Origin of the sequence: Streptomyces curacoi (assembly GCF_001513975.1) — a bacterium.
Taxonomy (GTDB): domain Bacteria; phylum Actinomycetota; class Actinomycetes; order Streptomycetales; family Streptomycetaceae; genus Streptomyces; species Streptomyces curacoi.
This window is the reverse complement of sequence record NZ_KQ947987.1, coordinates 354,084-375,635: the sequence shown is the minus strand read 5'-3', so window position 1 is coordinate 375,635 and position 21,552 is coordinate 354,084. Positions and strand designations below refer to the sequence as shown.

General features: G+C 73.6%; 14 protein-coding genes and 2 tRNA genes. 12 read left to right on the top strand and 4 right to left on the bottom strand.

The features are described from left to right. Positions 1-88: 88 nt before the first annotated feature. From AQI70_RS15135 to AQI70_RS15115, 5 genes are all read left to right on the top strand, one after another. Positions 89-4,312: a glycoside hydrolase family 38 N-terminal domain-containing protein gene (locus AQI70_RS15135; RefSeq protein WP_062149165.1), complete on the top strand. Its 4,224-nt coding sequence runs from the start codon at positions 89-91 to the stop codon at positions 4,310-4,312. Then, positions 4,309-4,929 carry a hypothetical protein gene (locus tag AQI70_RS15130; RefSeq protein WP_062149162.1) on the top strand — a complete coding sequence of 207 codons (621 nt, stop codon included), beginning with the start codon at positions 4,309-4,311 and terminating at the stop codon, positions 4,927-4,929. The genes AQI70_RS15135 and AQI70_RS15130 overlap by 4 nt, the downstream gene beginning before the upstream one ends. A gap of 141 nt (positions 4,930-5,070) precedes the next feature. Then, positions 5,071-6,441, top strand: coding sequence for an extracellular solute-binding protein (locus AQI70_RS15125; protein ID WP_062149159.1), 1,371 nt, complete (start codon positions 5,071-5,073; stop codon positions 6,439-6,441). Between the two features lie 2 nt (positions 6,442-6,443). After that, on the top strand, positions 6,444-7,484 hold the full coding sequence (locus AQI70_RS15120) for a carbohydrate ABC transporter permease (RefSeq protein ID WP_107116992.1): 1,041 nt from the start codon (positions 6,444-6,446) through the stop codon (positions 7,482-7,484). Further along, positions 7,481-8,365, top strand: a complete 885-nt coding sequence (locus tag AQI70_RS15115) for a carbohydrate ABC transporter permease (RefSeq protein ID WP_062149156.1) — start codon at positions 7,481-7,483, stop codon at positions 8,363-8,365. The genes AQI70_RS15120 and AQI70_RS15115 overlap by 4 nt, the downstream gene beginning before the upstream one ends. On the opposite strand, the gene AQI70_RS15110 is transcribed toward AQI70_RS15115, so the two are convergent. Together AQI70_RS15110 and AQI70_RS15105 are read right to left on the bottom strand one after the other, a co-directional pair. Next, complete coding sequence (locus AQI70_RS15110; RefSeq protein WP_062150057.1) at positions 8,329-10,497, bottom strand: glycoside hydrolase family 3 N-terminal domain-containing protein; 2,169 nt, start codon at positions 10,495-10,497, stop codon at positions 8,329-8,331. The two genes, AQI70_RS15115 and AQI70_RS15110, sit on opposite strands and share 37 nt — an antisense overlap. A 221-nt stretch (positions 10,498-10,718) precedes the next feature. Beyond that, a complete protein-coding gene (locus AQI70_RS15105; RefSeq protein WP_062149153.1) occupies positions 10,719-11,744 on the bottom strand; it encodes an N-acetylglucosamine kinase in 1,026 nt (341 codons plus the stop codon). Between the two features lie 8 nt (positions 11,745-11,752). On the opposite strand from AQI70_RS15105, the gene AQI70_RS15100 reads away from it, so the two are divergent. Beyond that, complete coding sequence (locus AQI70_RS15100; RefSeq protein ID WP_062149150.1) at positions 11,753-13,048, top strand: glycoside hydrolase 5 family protein; 1,296 nt, start codon at positions 11,753-11,755, stop codon at positions 13,046-13,048. Positions 13,049-13,083: 35 nt separating this feature from the next. On the opposite strand, the gene AQI70_RS15095 is transcribed toward AQI70_RS15100, so the two are convergent. Next, positions 13,084-14,568, bottom strand: coding sequence for a glycoside hydrolase family 3 N-terminal domain-containing protein (locus AQI70_RS15095; protein WP_062149147.1), 1,485 nt, complete (start codon positions 14,566-14,568; stop codon positions 13,084-13,086). Positions 14,569-14,683: 115 nt separating this feature from the next. Between AQI70_RS15095 and AQI70_RS39150 the strand changes: the two genes are divergently transcribed. The 6 genes from AQI70_RS39150 (at position 14,684) to AQI70_RS15070 (ending at position 20,731) form a co-directional block, all read left to right on the top strand. Beyond that, positions 14,684-14,755, top strand: a tRNA-Tyr gene (locus AQI70_RS39150). Between the two features lie 3 nt (positions 14,756-14,758). Further along, positions 14,759-14,830: transfer RNA gene (locus tag AQI70_RS15090), tRNA-Pro, on the top strand. 3 nt (positions 14,831-14,833) lie between these two features. Continuing rightward, positions 14,834-17,197 carry a serine/threonine-protein kinase gene (locus tag AQI70_RS15085; RefSeq protein ID WP_062149144.1) on the top strand — a complete coding sequence of 788 codons (2,364 nt, stop codon included), beginning with the start codon at positions 14,834-14,836 and terminating at the stop codon, positions 17,195-17,197. A 374-nt stretch (positions 17,198-17,571) separates the two neighbouring features. Further along, positions 17,572-18,603, top strand: coding sequence for a lysylphosphatidylglycerol synthase transmembrane domain-containing protein (locus AQI70_RS15080; RefSeq protein WP_062149141.1), 1,032 nt, complete (start codon positions 17,572-17,574; stop codon positions 18,601-18,603). A 167-nt stretch (positions 18,604-18,770) separates the two neighbouring features. Continuing rightward, complete coding sequence (locus AQI70_RS15075; RefSeq protein WP_244181635.1) at positions 18,771-19,997, top strand: MFS transporter; 1,227 nt, start codon at positions 18,771-18,773, stop codon at positions 19,995-19,997. 176 nt (positions 19,998-20,173) lie between these two features. Beyond that, entirely contained in the window at positions 20,174-20,731 is a 558-nt protein-coding gene (locus AQI70_RS15070; protein WP_079051309.1) for a TetR/AcrR family transcriptional regulator, read from the top strand. Between the two features lie 28 nt (positions 20,732-20,759). On the opposite strand, the gene AQI70_RS15065 is transcribed toward AQI70_RS15070, so the two are convergent. Continuing rightward, positions 20,760-21,506 carry a PP2C family protein-serine/threonine phosphatase gene (locus tag AQI70_RS15065; protein WP_062149135.1) on the bottom strand — a complete coding sequence of 249 codons (747 nt, stop codon included), beginning with the start codon at positions 21,504-21,506 and terminating at the stop codon, positions 20,760-20,762. Positions 21,507-21,552 lie beyond the last annotated feature (46 nt).

Genomic DNA, 21,552 nt, shown 5'->3' with positions numbered 1-21,552 from the left:
TGAACCACCTGAGATATGCAGAGGTGGTTGTTTGAATCATCTCGCCGATGCCAGGATGGGGCTCCCCCCGAGCACTCGTAGGAGCCCCATGCGCGTCACCTCTGTCGAGTCGACCGAGCTGTTCGTCGGCACCGCCGAGCAACCGCATCAGGTGGTGGCGGCCGAGATCGAGCACATCCCGGGCCGGCCGGTCCGCCTCACCGTCGAAGGGCCGGGCGTCCGCAGCGTCGGGGAGACGGTCCGCACCGTCGGCGCGGACGGCACCGTCCGCGCCGAGATACCGGTCACGGGCGACAGCGGCCCGATGACGGTCACCGCGGCCGACGGCGACGAAGTCGCGAGCCTTTCCGGCGAGTTCACCGCCGCCGAACCCGGCTGGACCATGTTCATGGTCAGCCACTTCCACTACGACCCCGTCTGGTGGAACACCCAGGCCGCCTACACCGAGACCTGGGACGTCGCCGACGACCCCGCCACCACCGGTCTGCCCGCCCGCACCTTCGACTCGCGCGGCCAGTCCGGCATGAGCCTGGTCCGCGCCCACTGCGACCTGGCCCGGCGCGACCCGGCGTACACCTTCGTGCTCGCGGAGGTCGACTACCTCAAGCCCTACTGGGACGCCTTCCCGGAGGAGCGCGCCTTCCTGCGCCAGCTGATCCGCACGGGCCGCGTCGAGATCATGGGCGGCACCTACAACGAGCCGAACACCAACCTCACCGGAGCCGAGGCGACCGTACGCAACGCCCTGTACGGCGACGGCTTCCAGCGCGGGATCATCGGGGCGTCCCCGGAGACGGCCTGGCAGCTGGACGCGTTCGGGCACGATCCGCAGTTCCCGGGACTGATGGCGGACGCCGGGGTCAGCTCCAGCTCGTGGGCGCGCGGGCCCTTCCACCAGTGGGGACCGACCCTCTCCGTCTTCGGCGAGGAGCCCCGGGATCCGCAGCGGATGCAGTTCCCGGCGGAGTTCAGCTGGATCGCCCCGTCCGGGCGTGGCCTGCTCACCGCCTACATGGTCAACCACTACGGCGCCGGCTGGGCGATCGACAACGCGCCCACCCTGCCCGCGGCGGAGGCCGCCGCGCTCAAGCTGTTCAAGGGGCTGAAGCAGGTCGCGCTCACGCGCAACGTCCTCCTGCCCGTCGGCGGTGACTACGCGCCGCCGTGCCGCTGGGTGATGGACATCCACCGGGACTGGAACGCCCGCTACGTCTGGCCGCGCTTCATCAGCGGCATCCCCCGGGACTTCTTCGCGGCCGTACGCGCGGAGCTGGAGTCGCAGGGCCGCAAGGCGTCCCCGCAGACGCGGGACATGAACCCGATCTACACCGGCAAGGACGTCTCCTACATCGACACCAAGCAGGCCCAGCGCCACGGCGAGACCCTGCTCGCCGACGCCGAGGCCTGGGCGACGCTCGCCTCGCTGGTGACCGGGCACCCCTATCCGGACGCGGCGCTCGACAAGGCCTGGCGGCAGCTGGTCTACGGCGCCCACCACGACGCCATCACCGGCTCGGAGTCGGACCAGGTCTACATCGACCTGCTCACCGGCTGGCGGGAGCTGTACGACCTCGCCGAGACCGTGCACGCCGACGCGACCGACGCCCTGGCCCGCAGGGTCGCCCGACTTCCGGGCGGCACACCGGACTTGGTCGTCTTCAACGCGGCGACCTGGGAGCGGCGGGACGTACTGAAGGTCGAGGACCCGGGGCTCGTCCCGCTGGACGACACCGGGCTGCCCCTGCCCGCCGTACGCGAGGACGGCGAACTCCGCGTCGTCGTACCGGAGGTGCCGGGCATGGGGCTGAAGGCCCTCCCGCTCGCCGAGGGGTCCGTCCCCGAGTGGACGCGCGGCGAGGGCACCACCATCCGCAACGAGTTCTACGAGGTGACGGTCGACCCCGCACGCGGCGGCACCGTCAGCGGTCTGCGATCGCTCTCCGAGGGCGGCCGGGAGCTGCTGCGCCCCGGCGACATCGGCAACGAACTCGTCGTGCAGGAGGAGTACCCGAGGCATCCGCGCTTCGGCGAGGGCCCCTGGCACCTCACCCCGACCGGCACCACGGCCGCCCGCAGCCGGGACGTCACGGCCGACATCGATGTCGAGCACTCCCCCGCCGGATCGCGGATCACCGTCCGCGCCGACCTCGGCCTCTTCCGGTACACGCAGCGCCTGACGCTGTGGCAGGGCGTCGACCGCCTCGACGTCACCACCACCATCGACGGCTATGACGGCGCCGACCGCCTCATCCGGGTCCGCTGGCCCTCCGACGTACGGGGCGGGCTCCCGGTGCACGAGGTGGCCGACGCGGTGATCGGGCGCGGGTTCGGGTTCGTGGAGGTGGACAGCGAGCGGTTCCCGTGGACGCTGGACAACCCGGCCAACACCTGGTTCGGGCTGGGGTCCACCGCGCGGGTCGCGGTGGCCGACGGCTCCGGACGGCCCCTCGGCGAACGGTCCATCGGGGTCGCCGAGTTGGTGTACGCCTCCTGGGACGACGCCGGTGAACTGGGCACCGCGCTCGCGGCGGCCCTGGTGCGCGTGGGCGTGACGGCGACCTCGACGATCGCCGGGGGCCCGCGCTACGGCGACCTGGAGGTCGACTCCAACCTGCCCGACATCCGTATCGCGGTCGGCGCGCCCGAGCGCAACTCCGTGGTCGCCGAGGCCCTCGGCTGGGACCCGGCGGCCGGGCGGGAGCTGCGGCGGCAGCTCGCCGAGCGGGGCGTGGCGGCCGTGTGGGTCGCGCCGCGCGCCTCGCTGCGGGAGGAGTGGGTGCCCGGCGCCGATCTGCGCGACCTGGAGCGGCTGCCGCTGCTCGTGGTGGCGGGCGCCCGGCCCGAGGACGACGCCAAGGCCGTCGACGCGCTGATCGCCGACCTGGACGACGCGGTCCTGAGCGCCACGGCGGCGGGCGGCGGAGAGGCCCTGCCGCCGGGTGACGCGTGGGACGGGCGCAGCTTCGCGGTCCTGAACCGGGGCACGCCGGGCTGTGTGGTGACGTCCTCCGGCGACCTCTACATGTCCCTGATGCGCTCCTGCACGGGCTGGCCGTCCGGCATCTGGGTCGACCCGCCCCGGCGTACGGCGCCCGACGGGTCCGCCTTCCAGCTCCAGCGCTGGTCGCACACGTTCGAGTACGCCGTGGTCGCGGGCCCGGGCGACTGGCGGGAGCTGCGGCTGCCGCAGGCCGGGCACGCCTTCAACCATCCGCTGACGGCACGGCTCAGGCAGACGGCCGCCGAGGATGCCGTACTGCCCCGCAGGGCCGTGCTGTTGGGGCTTGAGCCGGCCGGGGAGGTGCTGCTCGACGCGCTCAAGCCGGCGGGGTCGCCGCTCGCCCGGGGGAGCGTGGCGGCGGCCGGCCCGGGGCGCGGGGTCGTCGTGCGGATGCATGAGGTGAACGGACGGCCGGTGCGGGCGCGGGTGCGCGGGCCGCGGGAGTGGACGGACGGTGCGCGGGCGGATGTGCTGGAGCGGCGCAGTGAGCCGCTGGCGCCCGGTGACCAGGGAGACCTGGAGCTCGGCCTGACCGGGTTCGAGGTCGCCACCGTCCTCGCCGGCGCCGACGCGCAGACCTCACCCGGCCCCGGTATCGCCGCCCACGAACCCGCCCAGCCCGTCCCCACCCGCTACTGGCTCCACAACTCCGGCCCCGCCCCGCGCGGCAACATGCCGGTCGCGGTGTACGTCTCCCCTGCCGCGCTCACCGTCTCCGACGGCCCGGTCACGGCGACGGTCCGAGTCGGCTCGGAACTGACCGACGCGCCGGTGTCGGGCTCGGTGAGCCTGATCGTCCCGCCGGGCTGGTCCGTCGAACCGGCCGAGCTGCCGTACGCGCTGGGCCCCGGCGGGTTCACGGTCGCGGAGGTCACGGTGTCCGCGCCGGCCGCCGCCGAGCCCGGGCGGCACTGGCTCGCCGCCCGACTGTCGTACGGCGGGCAGACGTACGAGGACGTCGTGGCGCTGGATGTGCCGCCCGGGCACACGGGGCCGACGCTGGTGACCGAGTTGGGAGTGGCGCGGGTCAGCGTGCGCCGGGGTGAACAGGCCCGGATCCCGGTGACCCTGCGCAACACGACCCGGGGGCCGATCAGCGGCACGCTGTGGGCCGTGTCCTCATGGGGAACCTGGGCGGGCGTGACACCCGGCTGCCAGGGCTTCACCGTGGCCGGCGGCGAGCAACTGGAGTGCGTGATCGAGGTGGACGGCGGGGCGGTGCCGCCGGGCTCGTACTGGCTGATGGCGAAGGTGGGCCGGCACGGCTGCGTCGCCTACACGGAGGCGGTCGCGCTGGAGGTGACGCCGTGACGGAACACGCCGCTGTCGTACAGGGTGAAGCGGTCCCGAAGGGCCGCGTGGACGCCTTCCTGGAAACCGTGCCGCCCCGTGATCGCGAGTCCCGTCCCGAGGCCCTCGCGCGCGCCGAACGGCAGCGGCGGCGCTGGGCGACCCAGGTGGTGGTGACCGACGAACTCGCCCGGCGTGCCTGCGCCGACCGCGGGCTGGACCCACCGGCAGAAGTCTCCCCGTCGCTCCTGCTCACCGTGGCCGAGCCGGACGTCGCCGACCTCGGCAGCATCATCGCGGCGGCGTTGGCCCACTCCCCCGCCGCCCGTCTCCTGCTCAGTGAGCTGGAGACAGAACAGGACGTCCCGGAGACGGCCGTACGCGACTACTACGACCGCAACCGCGACCGCTTCCTCACCCCCGAGGCGCTCAGGCGGGGCGCCGACCCCTTCCACGAGGCGGCGGACGTCCTGCCGTACGAGCAGGCCCGCGAGGGCATCGTGCGCGAGCTGCGGCGGGCGGCCGGGCGGCGGGCCTTCTTCGACTGGCTGGACCGGGCGCGGACGGGGGTGGAGTACGCCCCGGGGTACGAGCACCCGGGCGATCCGTCCCACGCCGACCACGAGCACCGGCACTGATCCGCAGGAGGAACGTAAAAGCAACACGGCAACCCATTGACCTCCAATGAATTCTGGTCCACCTTTTCATCAATCAGAGTCCAAGTTGGTGATTTGAACCAGCGAATCCCAGCCGTCTCGGCCGGCCGCAGGAGGGCACCCATGCGCGCAAGCAGACTTCCCGGATCCCTGGCATGTTTCCTCGCCCTGGCGCTCGCGGCCACCGGCTGCGGCCTCTCCGGCGGCTCCGACGACAGCGGCGCCACCGCCGGCGGCTGCAAGGTCGACAAGGCGAACGTCGGGTCGGGCGCGCTCTCCGGGGACGTCAAGGGTGACATCACCTTCCAGACGACCAACCTGAAGAAGGACTTCGGCGACTACTTCAACGGCGTCATCGCGGCCTTCGAGAAGGAGCACCCGGGCGCGAAGGTCAAGTGGATCGACGACCCGGGCGACGCCACCTTCACCCAGCGCCTGGTCGCCGACGCGCAGGGCTGCACGCTGCCGGACGTGGTGAACATCAACGTCAACACGGCGGTCGCGCTGACCAGGAACGGCTACCTCCTCAACCTCGACGAGAAGGCACCGGACGCCGGCAAGCCGTTCACCGCCGCGATGTGGAAGTCCAGCACCTACGCCGAGGCCGACGGCAGGAAGGTGCACAGCGTGCTGCCCTGGTACTCCGGCGGCATCGTGCAGACCTTCAACACCGACCTGCTGAAGAAGGCGGGCCTGGACCCGGCCGAACCTCCGACGTCCATCCTCGGTCTGTTCGCCGACGCCGAGAAGATCGCCAAGGCCTCCGGCGGCAAGTACTACGCCTTCCTCGCCAACCCCTCTCTGCGCATCCCGGCCGACTGGCAGCAGATGGGCGTCAAGGTCCTGTCGGACGACGGCAGGAAGTTCACCTTCGCCGACGACCCGAGGACCGTGCGGTGGGTCGAGGGCATGACGAAGCTGTACAAGGCCGGAGCCATGCCGAGGGACTCCCTCTCCTCCAACCAGGACCCGTCCAACGTCTACGGCCAGGGCAAGCTGGTCTACGGCTCGACGAACCCCAACTTCCTGCGCTTCATCCAGCAGAACAACCCGTCCATCTACAAGAAGACGGGCGTCGCCCGCTACCCGCTGGACGACCTCGGCCACACCGTCGGCGCCCCGCAGTACATCGGCGTCGCGTCCACCAGCAAGAACGCGGTGACGGCGCTGGCCTTCGCGCGGTTCCTGACCAACGCGAAGAACCAGTTGGAGTGGGCGAAGGACCCGAACGTCGTGATCTTCCCCTCCACGACCGAGTCGCTGAAGGACCCGTTCTTCCAGAAGGTCGAGGGCAACGACCCGTTCGCCGAGGCCCGCAAGATCGTCGCGAGTGACCGGCAGACCGCCACGGCCGACGAGATCGCCCTCACACCGGGCGAGTTGAACGCCATCTCGGCCCAGATCCAGCTGGCCATGCAGGGCAAGAAGAGCGCGCAGGCCGCCCTCGACGAGGCCCAGTCCAAGGCCAACGCGCTGATCGAGCAGGCCGGCTGACGATGACCCAGCACACCGCACTGGACAAGGCGCCCGTCCCCGCTCCCCCGGGGGCGGGCGCCCCGCGCCCCGGCGCCTCCCCCGCGCCACCGCCGCAGGGGCCGCTGCGCCGCGCACTGAGCGCCGTCACGCCCGGCCCGACGGCGGACGCGGGGGGCGCGGCGCTCTACCGCCGCTGGTGGCTGCCCTGGCTGTGGATGCTCCCGGCGATCGTCGGCACGACGGTCTTCGGGGTGTTCCCGTTCCTCAACACGATCCTGGTGTCCTTCACCGACGCCAAGCCGCTCGGCGGCGCGTACGACGTGGTGGGCCTCGCCAACTACAGGCGGATGCTCTCCGACTCCGACTTCTGGCTGGCCACCCGCAACAGCCTGCTGTACGCGCTGATCGTGGTCCCGCTGATGGTGCTGCTGCCCCTGCTGCTGGCCATCCTCGTGGAGAAGAACCTCCCGGGCATCGGCTTCTTCCGCTCCGCCTTCTACACCCCGGTCCTCGCCTCCAGCGTGGTCGTCGGCCTGAGCTGGCAGTGGCTGCTGAGCGACCAGGGCCTGGTCAACACCTGGCTGCAGAAGGCGCACCTCATCCGGGACGCCATCCCCTTCCTGTCCGACTCGTGGCTGATCCTGCTGTCGGCGATGGGCCTGACGCTGTGGAAGGGCCTCGGCTGGTACATGATCTTCTACCTGGCCGCGCTCGGGAACGTGCCCAGGGAACTGCACGAGGCGGCCGCGGTGGACGGCGCCGGCGCGGTCCGCCGCTTCTGGCACGTCACCGTGCCCGGCGTACGCCAGTCGATGATGCTGGTCGGCACCCTGACGGGCATCGGCTCGCTGCGCGTCTTCACCGAGATCTACATGCTCGGCGGCTCCACCGGCGGCCCCGGCGGCGCCGACCGCACCCTCCCCTTCTACATCCGGGACGTCGGCCTCGACCCGCTCACCGGCAACGCCGGCTACGGCGCGGCGGTCAGCGTCGCCCTGTTCGCACTCACCCTGGGCCTCACGCTGCTCGCCCAGCGCCTGACGAAGGAGGACGAGGCATGACGACCGCGCCGGTCCCCATGAAACGCCGCCGCCTGCTGCCCCGCTGGCGCGACTACGGCCGCCCCCGCGAACTCGTCCTCCGCTACACGCTGTTGGTCTTCGTCCTGTTCATCACCGTCGGCCCCCTGCTGTGGCAGGTGCTGTCGTCCCTCAAGGGCGCGGGCGAGGACGTCTTCGGCGCGGGCGCCTCCCTGATCCCGCACCACCCGACCCTGCGGGCCTACCGGGAGGTGTTCGAGCAGGTCCCGGTGTGGACGTACATCAGGAACAGCCTGTTCGTCGCGGTCATCTCGATCGCCAGCCAGCTCGCCTTCTCCACCATGGCCGGCTACATGCTCTCCAAGCCCGGCTGGAAGGGCCGCAAGCTGGTGTGGGTGCTGCTGATGGCGTCCATGATGTTCCCCTTCGAGTCGATCATGGTGTCGCTGTTCCTCAGCATCCGGGACCTGGGCCTGGTCGACCACCTCGTCGGCGTCTGGCTGCCCGGCTTCGTCGCCGCGATCAACGTCCTCATCATGCGGGCCGCGTTCCTCGCCGTGCCCCGCGAGGTCGAGGACGCGGCGATGCTGGACGGTGCGGGCGAGTGGAAGCGGTTCCGGTATCTGTACCTGCCCTCCGCGTACGGCGCGATCCTGGTCGTCACCATCAACACCTTCATCAGCGCCTGGGACGACTTCCTCTGGCCGCTGATCGTGCTGCGCTCCGAGGAGCACTTCACGCTGACGCTGGGTCTGGCCCGCCTCCAGACGTCGTCGTTCGGCTACGACCAGCGGCTGGTGATGGCGGGGTCGGTGATCTCGGTGATTCCGGTGCTGGTGCTGTTCGTGATCACACAGCGGTGGTTCTACAGGGGCGTCTCGTCCGGTGCCGTGAAGCTCTGAGTCGGTACGGCGGTCAGCGCGGCCCGCGCCGACTCGGCGACGCGGGCCTCCACCGTGGTCCCGGCGTCGGTGGCGGGCCGGGAAAAGACGACCGTGCGCGTCTCGCCCGGCGCGAGCCCGACGGCCCGGAACCCCCGCAGTTCGAGGGCGCGGGGCCAGACGGGGGTCCGCAGCCGCCGGATGTACAGCTGCGCGACGGTACGGCCGTACCGCTGCCCGGTGTTGGTGACGTCGACACGGACGGTGTCCCCGTCCAGCCGCGGCGGCCCGTACGTGAAGCTCGTGTACGACAGCCCGTGCCCGAATCCGTACAGCGGCTCGGCGCTGCCGTCCACATAGCCGCCGTACTCCGTCTCCTTGTGGTTGTAGTACACGGGGAGTCGGTCCGCCGAGCGGGGGACCGAGACGGACAGGCGGCCGGTCGGGTCGGTGTGCCCGAGGAGGACCTCGGCGATCGCCTCGCCGCCCCATGGACCCGGGTACCAGGCGGTGAGCAGCGCGCCCGCGCGGTCCGCCGCCTCGGGGACGGCGTGCGGGCGGCCCTGGACCACGACGACCGCCGTGGGCGTGCCGGTCGCGGTGACGGCGTCCAGCAGGGCGTACTGGGCCCTGCCGAGCCGCAGTCCGGCCAGGTCGGCGCCCTCGCCGCAGGTCATGTGCGAAACGGCACTGCGGGCGGCCCCGTTGGCGTCGAACTCCGTGTCGGGCGTACGGGCGCTGGATCCGCCCAGCACGAGCACCGCCAGGTCGGAGGCGGCGGCCGCGGCGACCGCCTCGGGGATGCCGGAGAGGTCGTCGCCGGTGAGCGCGCAGCCCGGGGCGTGCCGGATGTCGACACCGGGCGGGGCGAGGCGCCGCAGCCCGTCGAGCACGCTCGTCCCCGTGCCGGGGCGCTGCGGGGCCGTGTAGTCGCCCGACTGGTGGGCGGTGGTGGCGGACTGGGGCCCGAGGACGGCGATCCGGAAGACGGCCGCCGGCACGGGCAGGACCCCGCCGTCGTTGTGGAGGAGGGTGACCGCGCCCCGGGCGACGCGAGTGCTCACTTCCCTGCCCCCGGCCGGGAAGGGCGGCGGTGTCGGGCCCTGCCGGTCGAACAGCCCCAGCCGGAACTTCAGCCGCAGGACCCGGGCCACGGCGGTGTCGAGAGCATCCTCGGCCACCAGCCCCCGCTCGACCGCCTCCTCCAGGTGGGTGAAGCCCTCGTCCCACAGGCTCAGATCGACACCGGCGTTCAGCGCGAGAGCGCCCGCGGACACCTTGTCGCCGGTGATACGGGCCAGCCGGTCCACGGCGAGGCCGTCGGCCATGACCAGCCCCTCGAAGCCCCAGCGGTCCCTGAGCAGTTCGGTGAGCAGGGCCCTGTTGCCGGCGCAGGGCATCCCGTCGACCTCGTTGTAGGCGGCCATGACGGCGGCGGCCCCGGCCCGGACGCCGGCCCGGGCGGCGGGCAGATGGATCTCGTGGAGTTCGCGGAGTCCGAGCTCGGACTCGGCGGAGTTGCGGCCGCCGATGGTGGCGGCCTGTCCGGCGAAGTGCTTGAGGACGACGGGGGCCTTGTCGGCGGCGAAGTACTCGCCGGGCTCGCCCTGCATGCCCCGTACGACGGCTTCCGTGAAGCAGGCCGCCAGGTACGGGTCCTCACCGAAGCACTCCTCGGTGCGGCCCCAGCGGGGGTCGCGGGCGATGTCGAGCGCCGAGACGAGGGCGACATGGCCGCCGCGGGCCCGCAGTTCGGCCGCGGCCGTGGCGGCGGCGCACTCGTACAGCTGCGGGTCCCAGGTCGCGCCGACGGCCAGGTTGACGGGCAGGACCGTGCCGTCCAGGGCCATGTGGCCGTGCGGCACCTCCTCGACGAACAGCGCCGGTATGCCGAGCCGGCTGCGCTCGACGACATGCCGCTGCACCAGCTCGGCGAGGGCCGCGCCGTCCTCCGCGCCGGGTCCGTTCGTGTGGTCGACGCCGGACCAGGCGTCGGCGCGCTGGAGGCCGTAGAGGGCGCCGAGGCCCTCGAAGCGGTCGGTCTCGGCGTACAGGGCCTCGGTGAGTTGGAAGCCGCCGTCGGGGGTGCGGCGGTAGGCGTTCCAGCCGTACATCCGCTGGTTGAGCTGGCCGATCTTCTCGCGCAGGGTCATGCGGGGCAGCAGGTCGCTGACGCGGGCGTCGACGGGGGCGGTGGGGTCGCGGTAGAGCGGGTCGGGGCCGTGGTGGGGGCGGTCGTGGCGGGGGTGGTTGTCGTGGGGACGGCCGTCGTGACTGCCGCGCTCGGCGAGGAGCTGGGGCTCGGCCTCGGTGGCCGCGGGTTCCGGAGTCGGCATACGGCCGGTCCCTTTCGTGTGAGCACTTGGTGCGGCGTTCAGAGGGCGAGGCGGGCCAGCGCCACCGCTCCCCAAGAGCCGTCCGGCACCCAGTCGAGGGTGAGTCCGAGGGGCTGGAGCCGGGCGGTGAGGGGCTCGGTGAGCGGGCCGTCGGGGCCGAGCAGGCCGCCGGTCGCGACCACGCGCTCACCGGGCCGGGGTGCGAGGGCGCGGACGGTGCCGGCGAGGTGGTCGGCGGCCGACGCGAGGATCCGCGCGGCGACGGCGTCCTGGCGCCGGGCGGCCTCGGCGACGAGCGGCGCGAACCGGGCCAGGCGGACCGGCGGCGCGGCCATGACGGCCGGGAGCAGGTGCATGCGGTAAGCCTCGCGCCGGGCCCGCGTCCACAACTGCTCGTCGTACGTACCCGGAAGGTCTCCCGGCAGTACGTCCTCCGGCACGCCCAGCGCCTGCCCGACCGACGCGGCCAGCGCCGTCGGCCCGCCCCGTCCGTCCGCCATGCGCAGCGCCACCCGTACCGCCTCGCGCCCGATCCAGAAGCCGCCGCCGTCGTCGCCGAGCAGCCAGCCGTCGCCGCCGGCGGTGGCGGTGCAGGCACGGGCGGTGATGCGCGCCGCGACCGCGCCGGTGCCGGCCACCAGCGCGAGTCCGTCGGCGGGGCAGCCGGGCGCGGAGGCGAACGCGGCCTCGATGTCGCTGTGGATCTCCACCGACGCGGCGTCGATGCCGAGCCGCCGCAGGGCGAGGGTGAGGGCGGCGTGTGCCTTGATCCGGCCCGGCTCGTCCGGGGCGGTCCGCGAGGCGCCCGCGAACCCGCCGGCCACGGACGCGACACGGCTGCGCAGCCCTTCCGGCACGGCCTGCGCGAGGGCCTCGACGAGGTGCTCGGTGAGCTGGGGGCCGGGCACGGTCAGGGCGTTGCCCGGCCCTCCGACGCCTTCGCCCTCCGGTTCTCCGGGGCGCACCGGCGCCAGGACGGCGCGGGTGCGGGTGCCGCCGGCGTCCAGGCCGACGACGTACGCCGGTTCCCGCCCAGCCAAAGCTTGGTTCAAATCACTATTCATTGGCGACCATGGTGGTTGATACATTCGCGGTGGACAAGAGCCAGGCCCTGACCGAAAGCAGGGCCGGACCCGAGGAGGATCCCATCCACCCGCTCCGCTTCGGCGTCAACTACACGCCCCGCCACGGCTGGTTCCACTCCTGGCACGACTTCGACCCGGCACGCGCGCGTGCGGACCTGGACCAGATCGCCGGTCTCGGCCTCGACCACGTCCGTGTCTTCCACCTCTGGCCGCTGCTCCAGCCGAACCGCGCCGTCGTCCGCACGGCCGCCGTCGACCAGCTGGCGCATCTGGTCGACCTGGCCGGCGAGGCCGGTCTCGACGTCCTCGTGGACGGCGTGCAGGGCCATCTGTCGAGCTTCGACTTCTACCCGGAGTGGACCCGCAGCTGGCACCACCGCAACGTCTTCACGGACGCGGAGGCCATCGACGCCCAGGCCACCCTCCTGCGCACACTGGGCCGCGCCCTCGCGGGCCGCCCCCACCTGATCGGTCTCCAGCTCGGCAACGAGCTCAACAACCTGGTCGAGCACAACCCGGTGACGGCGGACGAGGTCGACCACTACCTCGACACCCTGCTGGCCGCCGCCCGGGACGGACTCGGCGAGGGCGGCGGCCTGGTCACGCACTCCGCGTACGACGCCGCCTGGTACGGCGACGACCACCCCTTCACCCCCGAGGCCTCGGCCCGCAAGGGCGATCTGACCACCGTCCACCCCTGGGTGTTCTCCGGCGACTGCGCCCGCCGCTACGGCCCCCGCTCCCCGCAGGTCCTGCACCTCGCCGAGTACGGCACCGAGCTGGCCAAGGCGTACGCCACCGACCCGGCGCGCCCGGTCTGGGTCCAGGAGACGGGCGCGCCCGAACCGCACATTCCGGCCGCCGACGCGCCGGACTTCGCGCGGGCCACCGTACGGAACGCGGCCGACTGCCCGGGGCTGTGGGGCGTGACCTGGTGGTGCTCCCACGATGTGGACCGCTCCCTGGCCGACTTCCCGGAACTGGAGTACACGCTGGGCCTGTTCGACTCGTCCGGCCGCCCCAAGCCGATCGCCGCCGCCCTCGCAGAGGCCGTCGCCGACCTGCGTCAGGGACCGCACCGCGCCCCGCCGCGCGAGACCGCCCTGGTCCTGGACTGCGCGCCGGGCACGCGGTCGGTGTCCGGTCCGGGCGGCGCGTTCTTCGAGGCGTGGATGCGGATGCGGACGGAAGGGGTCCGCCCGGCGGTGGTCCTGGCCGCGGCGGCGGGGGACGCGCGGTATCTGGCGGCGCGGGGGATCAAGGAGGTCGTACGGCCGTCCTGAGCGCCGCTCCCCAACCGTACGGAGCGCGCCGCTCCTCAGACGCCCGCCAGCACCTCGGCGACCGCCCGCAGGTTGGCCCGTCCGCGCCCGTACGAGCACAGCGCGCCGCCCTCCGGCAGTCCCGTGTCCAGCCGCAGCGCGTCCGGGCGCCGGGCCGACAGGGCGTCCCGCAGCCGCGCCTGCCAGGGATGCAGTCCGGCGTCGCACGTGGCGACGACCAGGGGTGCGTCCCCGCACCGGCGCACGATCCCCTCGACGAGGGCGTCCGGGTCCGCGCACTCCCCGGTCACCGCCGTCCCCGTCGCCGTGGGGTCGACGGCGCGCACCTCGGTCAGCAGGTCCTCGCCGCCCCAGTTGAGCGCGGGATGCGGCGCCGGGGACAGGTCGACGACATGGGCGCCGCGCACGGCGGACGGCACGCCCCGGCTGCGTACGGCCCGGCGCGCGGCCGTGAGACCGGCCTCCGCGTCCCAGCCGGCGACCTCGCCGGGCGGGGTCGCATAGCGCTCGGCGAGCCGCCGCACCCGCCCGGCGGCCTCCTCGACGCGTTCCTGGGCGAGGACGCCGGTCCGCAGCGCGTCCAGCACCGCGTCCCGGCAGGCCAGGGTGACGTCCAGGTCTGCCACGGCGACGATGACCTGGTCCGCGCCCGCGGCGAGCGCGATGCGCGCCCCGGCCGCCTCGCCGTACCGGTCGGCGATCGCCTTCATCTCCAGCGCGTCGCTGACGAGGACGCCGTCGAAGCCGAGGTCGTGGCGGAGCAGATCGCCCAGGATGCGGCGGCTGAGCGTGGCGGGCCGGTTGGGGTCGAGGGCCGGGAAGACGACATGGGCGCTCATCAGCATCGGCACGCCCGCGGCGATCGCGGCGCGGAACGGTTCGAGGTCGGTGCGCAGTTCGTCGTACGGCCGTGGGTCGACGGCCGTCTCGTGGTGGCTGTCGGTGACCGTGCCGCCGTGGCCGGGGAAGTGCTTGGCGCAGGAGGCGATGGAGCGGGCCTCGGTGGCGGTGATCCAGGCGCGCAGATGGCGGGCGGCGAGCTCGGGGTCGGCGCCGAAGGAGCGGGTGCGCACGATGGGGTTGTCCGGCCGGTGCTGGAGGTCGGCGACGGGGGCGTAGGAGGCGGTGATGCCGAGGGTGGCCAGGTGGCCGGCCAGCGCGTCGGCGCAGCGGGCGGTGAGGTTGGGGTCGTCGGCGACGCCGAGGGCGTAGGAGCCGGGGACGTCGGGTGCGCCGGCGCCGGCCAGGTGGCCGATGCCGCCGCCTTCGTTGTCGATGGCGACGAGGAGGTCCGGGCGTATGGCCCGCAGCTCGTCGGTGAGGCGGCGCACCTGCCGCGCGTCGCGGATGTTGCGGGTGAACAGGATGACCCCGCCGAGGCCGCGGTCGATGAGCTGCTTGAGGGTGTCCGGCACGCTCGTGGCCCCGTCGAACCCGGCGACCAGACAGCGGTGGGCGGCTTCGTCCAGGTCGACGGGGAGTGCGGTCGACGGGAGCGGCACATGCTCGAAGTGGCTCACCCCGGCAATGCTCTGGCTCGATCAGCCGAAAGTCAACCTTCCGGTGGATCAGCGATTCACTCCCGGGAAAACGGGTTGTAGGGCCGCCCGTGCCCCTCATACCGTCGGCGGTCGTCGACGTGTAGCTCAGCAGCAGAGCACCGGGCTGTACACCCGGAGGGCGCAGGGGCAGCACCTGCCACGTCGGCCTCGACGTGTAGCTCAGCAGCAGAGCACCGGGCTCGGGACCCGGAGGGCGCAGGGGCGGAACCTGCCACGTCGGCTTATGAACGACAACGCTGAGCAGCAGCCCCTCACCGCGGCCCCGTCCTATGCGGCGGCCCAGTCGGCCAAGGCCTTCACCACGGCGCTCACCCATGCGGACGCCGACACCCGGCGCCGGGCCGAGGAGCGCGGGCAGCGCTGGCGGGCCGTGCTCGCGGGAATGGCCGCCGGCCGGCTGACGATCGGTTCGCGCACGCCGGTGGCGGGGCTTCCGGCGTGGGTGACCCCCGAGGTGGTGCGCGGCGGCTTCGCCACCGGAACCCCGGGCGCGGGCGGCCCGTTGCAGCCGTACGAGACGCGGGCCGCGCGGGACTTCGGGGTGCCGGCCGAGCGGCGGGCGCTGTTCGCCCACTGCCTCACCGAGTCCGGGCTCTCCTGGCTGTGGGGGCTGCTGGACAGCGGCCGCTACGACGTCGCCGTGCCCGAGGAGGCCGCGCTGCTGACCGTGGCCTGGCTGGTGCGGCACGGCAGGACGGACGGGGCGCTGGACCTCGCGGCGGAGCTGGAACCGTTCGCCGACCGGCTGCGCTTCCTGCCCCGTCCGGCGGACGAGCCCGCCACGGCCGCCGCTGCCACCGCCGCCCCGGATGCCACCGGGCCGGTCCATCGGCTGACCGTCTCCGACACCGTCGACACCCTGATCCGCCGACGGCCCAACGCCGCCGTGGAGACCCAGCGCGAGGCACTCGCCGTATGGCAGCCGTTCGGCGACGAGCTGCTCGGCCACTGGCTGGAGACGGCGCGGGACGGACGGGTGCTCGAACTCACCCCGGACGCCGACTGGTTGACACGCGGCGCCGCCCTCCTGGACCGCTACCGGCTGCTGGCCGCGGCGCACACCCGCTGCACCAAGCACCGCAACCCCAAGGAGAACCTGGCCGTGCTGCGCGGCGCGCTGGAGGAGACCGTCGCCGGACGGCCGCTGGACGCGCGCCGGCTCGGCCTGCTGCGGCACGCGGTGGCGTCCATGGTGCGGCGGCGCGGCCTGCCCGGCTCCGCATCGCACACGGCCCTGCGCCGCCGCCAGGCCGAGCAGGCGGCGCTGCCCTCCCACCACGCCCTGGCCCAGCTGGTGCTGCGCCGGCTGGCCGGGCTCCCGCAGGACACGGGCATCGCCGAGGTCGGCCCGCTCGTCTCACCGGTGACCCGGCAGGAGAGCCGGGAGACCGGCCTGCCCGCCGGGGCGGCCGTACCGCCCGCGATCCGGCAGGTCGTCGAGTCCGCGCTGAGCGCGCCGATCGGCACGCTCGTCGAGCGGGGCGTCGTCCCGTCCGCCGAGGTCCTGGCCGAGCTGGTGCCGCAGCTGGTCGCCGCCACCACCGCGCAGGCGTACCGCGACGACGCGCTGCGGGCGCTGATGGCCGCGAACTACCGGGCGTTCCGAAACCGCCGTTCGCTGCTCCTGCTCGATCTGGAGCGGCAGGTGCGCGTCGAGGAACTGCCCTGGGTGCGGGCGGTGGCAGGGCAGCGCGCCGCGGTGGTCGGCAAGGCGGACGGCGAGGGCACGCTCGCCGTGCTGCGGCAGCTGGGCGAGCTGGCCGTGCAGGCCTTCCCGGGCACGATATTGCCCAACCCGCTCGTCCGTGAACTCGGCGTGCTGGCCCGCCAGGCCGACCTCGGGGCACCCCTTGTCGAGGAGCTGGCCGCCGACATCTTCATGGGCACGTTCAGCCCGAAGTTCCTCACGGCGGCGCGGATCGCGGGCGAACTGCTCGGCGGCACGCTGTACGAGCGCTACTACGGCATCGACTACGCCGCGATCCGCAACCTCGCGATCACCGAGACGGGCGCGGCCCTGAGCCGCTCGTACGGCGCCCGCACCTCACCCGGCTTCGCGAAGCTGTGCGCCGAGCGGGCGGGGACGGCACCGGCGTCCCGGTCCTGGTCGGTGGCGGCCAACGGCAAGGTGATCGAGCAGGCGCAGATCCTGACCACGCACAACCTCGCCACCCTGGTCCACCGGGCCGGCATCGCCCCGCGGCCCGGCTGGGCCGACCTGGCCCACCGCTGCTTCGTCACGGTGTGCCGTCTGACGGCCCGTGTCCACGGCAACCCGCGTCCCCTGGCCACCATCAAGGACGCGGCGTACGCCTGGCGCCAGATGCTGTTCCACCTGTCCCTGTGCCGGCCCGACGAACAGCGGCGGGTCCTCTCCGGCCTGGAGGAGGAGACGGCCCGCCACCCCGCCCCTGTCGCGATCCGGCTGGCCCCCGCCCTGGCCGGCCTGATCCTGGTCGCCGAGGGCGGCGCCTTCGAGACCGACGGCACGGCGGACGAGGGCCGCGCCCGGCGCTTCCTGGGCTGGAGCACGGAGAACCACTGGATGCGGGCCGCCCCGGAGGCGGCGGTGCGGGCTTCGAGGTGAGCCCGGGCGCACGGCCGCAGCCGGGCCGCCCGGACGCACCCCCGCAGCCTGGCCGCCCGGACGCACCCCCGCAGCCTGGCCGCTCGGGCGCCCGCACGGCACCGGGACGGCTCCCGGCACGGGCACCTTCCGCGCGACCTGACGGGAAGCGGCATCGCGCCCTGGGCGCCCTCGCCTCCACGCCCCGACCGGTGCCCCGCCTGCCGCCCCACGGCGGGACGCCGGGCGCGTCGCCCGCTCGCCGACGGCCCTTCGGGTTCCGGACACCGGGGCGTCACACCGGGCGGGCACCTTGCCGTCGTCCCCTCCTGCTCGCCCTGTAGCCGTCCGCCCCGCGCCCGCGCAGGGCGCGACACGGAAGGACGACCCGCGCCGTGTCCCTGCTCCCGCTCGGCGACCTCGCCGGACCACTCCCCTCCGCTCCCACCCCTGCGCCTGCGCCCTCCCCGGCCCCTGTCCGCTCCCGGCTCTCCCCCGCCCGCCTCGCCCGCCACGCGCTCCCCCTCCTCCCGCTCCTGCTGATCGGCGCCTGGGCGGCGGCCGACTGGCGGGCGTTCCGGGACGGGGCCGCCCGGCTCGCCTCCGCCGACCCCTGGTGGCTGCTGGCCGGCCTCTTCTTCACCTGTATGGGCTGGGTGGCCGCCGCCTGCGCCCGCCAGGGAGCCGTACCGGAGCGGCTGCCGCCGGGCCTGCTGCTCGCGTCCCAGTTCGCCGCCGGCGCCGCCAACCACGTGCTGCCGGCGAGCATCGGCGCCCACGCCGTCACCCTGCGCTTCCTGCAGGGCCGCGGCATACCCCTGGCCCGGGCCACGGCCTCCCTCGCCCTGTACTCGCTGGTCAGACCGATCGCGAAGACGGTGGTCCTGCTGGGCTTCCTCGTGGCCTTTCCCGAGCTGCTGGACCTGGGCGAACTCGTCCCGGACGAGCGGACGTCACTCCTGGCGGCCGCGGGCGTGGCGAGCGCCCTCGCCGCCGCGGGCATCCTCACGGCAGCGGTACGCCCCCTGCGCCGCCCTCTCCTCCGCTTCGTGCGCACCGCCCTGACCGACGTACGCCGGCTGCACACCATGCCCGCCCGCGTCCTCGCCCTCTGGGGCGGGGCCGCCGCCACCCCGCTGCTCCAGGCGAGCGTCATCGCCTCCGTCGGGTTCGCGCTGGACCTGCCGCTGTCCTGGACCCAGGTGGTCCTGGCCCTCCTCCTCGCCAGCACGGCGGTCGGCGCCGTGCCCGCACCGGGCGGCATCGGCCCCGTCGACGCGGCCCTGGTGTTCACGATGGCCGCCTTCGGCGCCCCGACGGGTCTCGCCGCGGCCACCGTCATCGGGTACCGCGTGCTGACGGTCTGGGTGCCCCTGCTGCCGGGCGCGCTCGTGTTGTCGATCCTGGTCCAGCGCAAGATCCTCTGAACCTCTCGGCTTTGAATAGACGCGACGTAGCGTCTACGCTAGAGACTAGACGCAACGTTAAGTCTTGTCTTACGCGTTCGCGCCTTCACGTTTTCCGTCTTCCGTCTTCCGTCTTCCGTCTTCCGTCTTCCGTCTTCTTTCTTCAACAGCTCACGAGAGGCACACCAGTGGGGAATCCGACCGTCCGCGCCAAGGACCGAACCAGCGCCCCGGAGGAGGCGAAGGGCCGCGGCCTCGCCGTGTTCGGCGTGGCCTTCGCCTTATGGGTGACCATGGCGGGCACCACCGCGCCCACACCCCTGTACCCGCTCTACGGCGAGGAGTTCGGCTTCACGCCCTTCACCGTGACCGTGGTCTTCGCCGTCTACGCGCTCGGCGTCGTCCTCGGTCTGCTGCTCTTCGGGCGGCTCTCGGACCAGGTGGGACGCCGCCCCGTGCTGAGCGCGGCCATGCTGCTGTCCCTGTGCGCCGCGGCCGTCTTCCTGTTCGCCCAGAACCTCGGGGCCCTGCTCGTCGCCCGGGTCGTCTCCGGCTTGTCGGCGGCCCTGGTGACCGGCGCCGCCACCGCGTCCCTCGCGGAACGGCTCGGTCCGCACGCCCGGGTGAAGCCCGCGACCATCGCGCTGTTCGCGAACATGGGCGGCCTGGCGTGCGGCACGCTGCTGGCCGGCGTCCTGGCCGACGCCACCCCCTCCCCGCTGCGCACACCCTGGGTCGTGATGCTCGCCCTGGCCGCCATCGGCCTGCTCTGGGTCATGGCGAGCGGGGAGAGCTCCGCGCACCGGTCCGGCTTCTCGCCGCAGTTCCAGCCGCTGCACGTGCCGGGTGAGATCCGCTCGGACTTCCTGCGCTCCGCGTTGGCGGCCGGTTCGGGCTTCGCGGTGCTCGGTGTGCTGACCGCAGTGACCGGTCTGTTCCTGGGCACCGTGCTGCACGCGTCCAGCCACGCGCTGACCGGCCTCGTGGTCTTCGTCGCCTTCGCCTGCACCGCCTTCGGCCAGCTCCTGGTCCGCACCCTCAGGCCCGCCACCGCCCTGCCCGCGGCCTGCGCGGGGCTGATCGTCGCCGCCGGCCTGATCGCTCTCTCGATGGCCACCGGCACCCTCGCCCCCCTCCTCGTCGGCGCCGCCGTCAACGGGCTGGCGACGGGCGTCGCCGTCGGCCACGGCATCGGCGGCATCACCACGCGCAGCGCTCCCCAGCACCGCGGCGCGTCGGTGTCCACCTTCTTCGCCATCCTGTACTCGATGCTCGCGGTGCCCGCGATCGGCGTCGGCGTCCTGATCCGCGGGACCAGCCTGCGCCCGGCCGGTGAGACGTTCAGCGCGGTGGTCGCCGCGCTCTCCCTCGGCGTACTGCTGAGCCTGGTGCGAACCGGCAGGAAGGCCGCCTGACTCCGGCCCGCCGCACGCCGGTCGGCGGCGGACCCCTGTGCCAGAATCGCAGGAGACGCACGACTCGAAGGGTTGACGGGACCATCAGCGCCACGCGGAAGCCACGACCGGACTCCGAACCGACCACGGTCATCAGCCGAACCGGCCCACGCCGCAGCGAGAGCGTCCGGCTCGCGGTGCTGCACGCCGCGGACGACCTCCTCGTCGAGCGGGGGTTCGCCGGTCTGACCATCGAGGGCATCGCCCAGCGCGCGGGGGTCGCCAAGCAGACCATCTACCGCTGGTGGAAGTCGAAGGTGGACATCCTCCTGGACACCCTCGCCGACGACGCCCGCGAGGCCCTTCAGTGGCGGACGGACGAAGCCGCCGGCGTCGAGGAGAACCTCGCGGCCCAGCTGCGGCGCGTGGCCGACTTCTTCGAGGCGCCGGCCGGCCGGGTTCTCCAAGCGCTCCTGGGCCACGCGCAGTTGGAGAGCGACACCGCGGCGGCGCTGCGGGCAGGTTTCCTGAAGGAGCAGCGCGAACGCGACGTGGCGGGTCTGCGCGACCTCCTCGCCCGCGACCTGGAACGCGCCGTCGACGACCGGACCCTCGGCCACCTCGCCGACCTGCTGCTCGGCCCGCTGTACTACCGGGTACTCGTGTTCGGCGCCCCCATCGACGAGGAGCTCGTGGACTCCACGACCCGGCTCGTGCTCACTCTCGCTCGCGAGGCGTCACCGAAGGTCCCCTGACGGGCCGCCGCGGGCCGAGGACCGCCCGTCACTCGTCCCCGACGCGCACGACCGCCAGCGTGATGTTGTCCGGCCCACCCGCCTCGATGGCGGCCTTCCACAGCTCGAAGGCGGCCCGGCCGTCGTCGTGCTTGCGCAGCACGTCGTCCAGTACGTCCGTCGGCAGCGGGTCCGTCAGGCCGTCCGAGCAGATGAGATAGCGCTCCCCGGGCGCGCGGGAGGCGGCCGTGACATGGGGAAGGACGGCGCGGTACGTGGGCGAGCCGCCCAGGCACTGGGTGACGAGGGAGGTGGTGCTCCCGGCCGGGTGCGGCGGGCTGTCGTCGACGCTGATCTGCCGCAGCCCGTCGTCGGAGGCGGCGAAGACCCGGCTGTCGCCCACGTTGAACGCCAGCAGCGAGTCGGGCTGTACGACGACACCGGCGACCGTCGTCCCCATGGCGGCGAGCTCGCCTCCCCGGTCGCCGCCGGCGGCCTGGTACACCGCCCGGTTGCAGGCGTTCAGGGCGTCCCGGACGGCGACCTCGCTGCCCAGGGCGGGCCCGAGCGAGGCGATCCGGCGGACGACCAGGGCACTGGCCACATCGCCGCCGGGATGCCCGCCGAGGCCGTCGGCGACGGCCACGACCAGGGGCGTGCCGAGCGGGAAGATCAGGGTCTGCGGATTCTCGGTCACGGTGGCGCACAGGGTCCACGGCCCGACGGCCAGGCTGTCCTCGTTCCGCTCGCGCAGCAGTCCGGGATGGCTGATCGCACTCACCGCGACGTACGGCATCCAACGCCACCGCCTTCCCGCACCAGCACACCGCCGGGGCCGGACC

What these genes read in the sequence shown, in the direction of transcription:
- AQI70_RS15135 (WP_062149165.1), top strand. Translation starts at nt 89, where the DNA reads ATGCGCGTCACCTCTGTCGAGTCGACCGAGCTGTTCGTCGGCACCGCC.
- AQI70_RS15125 (WP_062149159.1), top strand. Translation starts at nt 5,071, where the DNA reads ATGCGCGCAAGCAGACTTCCCGGATCCCTGGCATGTTTCCTCGCCCTG.
- AQI70_RS15120 (WP_107116992.1), top strand. Translation starts at nt 6,444, where the DNA reads ATGACCCAGCACACCGCACTGGACAAGGCGCCCGTCCCCGCTCCCCCG.
- AQI70_RS15115 (WP_062149156.1), top strand. Translation starts at nt 7,481, where the DNA reads ATGACGACCGCGCCGGTCCCCATGAAACGCCGCCGCCTGCTGCCCCGC.
- AQI70_RS15110 (WP_062150057.1), bottom strand. Translation starts at nt 10,497, where the DNA reads ATGACCCTGCGCGAGAAGATCGGCCAGCTCAACCAGCGGATGTACGGC.
- AQI70_RS15105 (WP_062149153.1), bottom strand. Translation starts at nt 11,744, where the DNA reads ATGAATAGTGATTTGAACCAAGCTTTGGCTGGGCGGGAACCGGCGTAC.
- AQI70_RS15100 (WP_062149150.1), top strand. Translation starts at nt 11,753, where the DNA reads ATGGTGGTTGATACATTCGCGGTGGACAAGAGCCAGGCCCTGACCGAA.
- AQI70_RS15085 (WP_062149144.1), top strand. Translation starts at nt 14,834, where the DNA reads ATGAACGACAACGCTGAGCAGCAGCCCCTCACCGCGGCCCCGTCCTAT.
- AQI70_RS15065 (WP_062149135.1), bottom strand. Translation starts at nt 21,506, where the DNA reads ATGCCGTACGTCGCGGTGAGTGCGATCAGCCATCCCGGACTGCTGCGC.